Source organism: Pseudomonas sp. 51_B, from assembly GCF_017491595.1.
In the GTDB taxonomy this organism is placed as follows: Bacteria; Pseudomonadota; Gammaproteobacteria; order Pseudomonadales; family Pseudomonadaceae; genus Aquipseudomonas; species Aquipseudomonas promysalinigenes.
The window spans coordinates 1-2866 of record NZ_JAFGYW010000052.1; the positions used below are offsets into that span (position 1 = coordinate 1).

A 2866-nucleotide genomic window follows, 5' to 3' on the forward strand; every position below is an offset into this window, starting at 1 on the left:
TGCACACCCTGGGCCATCAGGGCGAGTTCTTCAAGGTTAAAGGGCCGCTGAACATCCAGCGCTCACCCCAGGGCCAACCGCTGATCTTCCAGGCCGGGGTGTCTGAAGACGGCCGCGATTTCGCAGCGCAGAACGCCGACGCAATCTTCGTCAACCCCGAGTCATACGCTGACGCACGCGCTTACTATCACGACCTGAAACGGCGCGCCGCCGGCCATGGTCGCGAACCCGACCAACTGTTCATTCTGCCGGGTATCCGCCCCATCATCGGCCGCGATGAAGCAGAGGTCGAGCGCCGCTACCAGCAGGCCGTGGAATTGGTGAGCGTCGAAGATGCCCTGGTCGCCCTTGGCCGACCGTTCAACGACTACGATTTCACCCAGCATGACCTGGACGCGCCCTTCCCCGACCTAGGAACACTCGGCGACAACAGCCATAAAGGCACTGCCGACCAGTTGAAACAACTGGCCCGCGAAGAGGGCCTGAGCCTGCGCGAAATTGCCTTGCGCTTCTCGCGCCCGCGGCGGGACTTCACAGGCACCCCCGAACAGGTTGCCGATGCCTTACAGGCTTGGTTCGAGGGCGGCGCCGCCGACGGTTTCATCATCAACTCGTTGCTGCCCGATGGTCTGAAGTACTTCACCGAACTGGTAGTACCCCTTCTCCAGGCCCGCAACCTGGTGCGCAGCGAGTATACAGGCAGCACGTTGCGCGACAGCTTTGGCCTAAGCGTGCCTACCAACCGCTACAGCCGAATCCGCAGCCAGACTGCTTGCGCCTGACCACTGCCCTTGCTAAAGGAGTTCCACCACATGACCCTTGAATTCATTGGCTTCATCAGCGCCCAGGAAAGCAGCGAATCCCAGGCTCCCCGAGGCCCGCTGGTTGACCTGGACTTCATCAAGGCTTTTGCCCAGGCCCAGGAATACGCAGGCTTCGATAAAGCCCTGCTGGCGGTTAACACCAGTGCCCCAGACTCGATGATTCTGGCCAGCTACGTCGCTGCACTGACAGAGCGCATCGGCCTACTTGTGGCGCACCGCCCCGGCTTCCAGGCCCCGACCTTCACCGCTCGACAGTTCGCCACACTCGACCAATTGAGCCGTGGCCGTGCCTCGATCAATGTGATCACCGGCGGCGATAGCGGCGACTTCCTCAACAAGGATGCGCGGTATGCGCGCACTGACGAATACCTAGAGGTACTGCACAATACCTGGACCCAGACCACTCCATTCGACCATCAAGGGGCGCACTACCGGGTGGAAGACAACCTGACCCTGGTCAAACCCGTGGGCAAGCTGCCAGTCTACTTCTCCGGGGCATCGGACGCGGCAGTGGAAGTCGCCGCGCGACATGCCGACGTATACATGATGTGGGGTGAACCACTGGAGCAAGTGCGCGAGCGCATCGCTCAGGTGCGCAAGGCGGCTGCCCGGTACGGGCGGGAGAATCATATCCGCTTCAGTCTCTCGTTACGCCCCATCCTCGGTGCCACGCAAGAAGAGGCCTGGGCGCGGGCCGAGCGCATCTTAGCCGATGCCCAGCAACGCATCAGCATCCGCCAGGGCAAGCGCCGCGAGAAAAATTTCGGTAAGAGCAACGCCGGCTCCGAACGCCTTGTGCAGTTGGCTGCAGAGCGCAAAGTACATGACACCCGGTTGTGGACCGAGATCGCGGCCTTGGGCGGCGGCGCCGGCAACTCTACCTCGCTGGTCGGCACGCCCGAGCAGGTGGCCGAGGCTGCGCTAGCCTATTACGAACTGGGCGTAAGCACTTTTCTATTTCGCGGGTTCGAGCAGTTACGAGACGCCGTGGAATATGGGCAAGAGCTGATTCCGCGGATTCGTGCGCTGGTTGCGCAGCAGCAAGGCGCTTGCATCACCCGCTCAGCCTAGTAGGTTCCCCCCCTGCTGAAACGCCCTATTGGGCGCATCACCGGCTATCCAGATGCGTAGCCTGCTGGGTTTGCAGGGGGTCAACAACGTCGGGCAGGCGACTTACAAACCTAGCGCATGCCGCGGGACTACTCGCCAGCCCCGCGAACCGACTAACCACCAAAGCGTGGGATGGGCAACCCCAGATTCTCGCGCAAGGTGCTGCCTTCATACGCCGTGCGGTAAACCCCCCGCTCCTGCAACAGCGGCACCACCTCTTCGGTGAAACGGCGGAACTGCCCGGGATGGCCGATGTAGATATTGAAACCGTCCAGCGCCCGGGCCTCGAACCACTCGGCCATCCTTTGCGCCACGGTCTGCGCCGAACCGACGAAGGCTCCCGGACGCAGCTGGCGACCGAACTCGACTGCCTGGCGCAGGCTAAAACCTTTGTCCCGGGCTTGGTCAGCGATACGCTTGGCGTTGGTGAAAAAGCTGCTGCGGGCGAACTCGAGGCTGGCCTGGGGAAACGGCTCATCAAGGTCGTACTGGCTGAAATCGTGCCAGCCAAAATTACGCCCAAATTCCTTCAGTGCCAGGTCGAAGCTATGATCGGTCTGATGATAGTGGCGTTCGATCTCGCGACCGTCCTCGTCGCTATCGCCCACGAAGATTTCCGCCCCTGGCATGACCAACAGCTGCTCCGGGTCACGCCCCCGCCGCGCGGCCCGAGCTTTGATATCGCGGTAGAACGCCTGGCCCTGCTCGACGCTTGCAGCGTGTGTGAACACTACGTCGGCAGTAGCGGCCCCGAGGTCGCGGCCCTGTTCGGAATCGCCGGCCTGGAAGATCACCGGCTGGCCCTGCGGCGAACGTTGTATGTTCAGCGGCCCGACCACCGAAAAGTACTCGCCCCTGTGATTGAGGGCGTGCAACTTGGCCGGGTCTAGGAAGCGGCCACTAGTGCGGTCCCGAGGGAAGGCATCGTCCTC

At 62.3% G+C, this 2866-nt stretch carries 3 protein-coding genes; 2 read left to right on the top strand and 1 reads right to left on the bottom strand.

Annotated features, from left to right (window positions below):
• Together J5M56_RS23495 and J5M56_RS23500 are read left to right on the top strand one after the other, a co-directional pair.
• The coding region (locus J5M56_RS23495; protein WP_207937884.1) for an LLM class flavin-dependent oxidoreductase at positions 1-782 on the top strand (782 nt) is incomplete at its 5' end.
• A gap of 30 nt (positions 783-812) precedes the next feature.
• A complete protein-coding gene (locus tag J5M56_RS23500) occupies positions 813-1895 on the top strand; it encodes an LLM class flavin-dependent oxidoreductase (RefSeq protein ID WP_207937885.1) in 1083 nt (360 codons plus the stop codon).
• Positions 1896-2047: 152 nt separating this feature from the next.
• Here J5M56_RS23500 and J5M56_RS23505 read toward each other — a convergent pair.
• Positions 2048-2866: NtaA/DmoA family FMN-dependent monooxygenase (locus J5M56_RS23505; RefSeq protein ID WP_207937886.1), on the bottom strand; the 819-nt coding region annotated here is incomplete at its 5' end.

What these genes read in the sequence shown, in the direction of transcription:
- J5M56_RS23500 (WP_207937885.1), top strand. Translation starts at nt 813, where the DNA reads ATGACCCTTGAATTCATTGGCTTCATCAGCGCCCAGGAAAGCAGCGAA.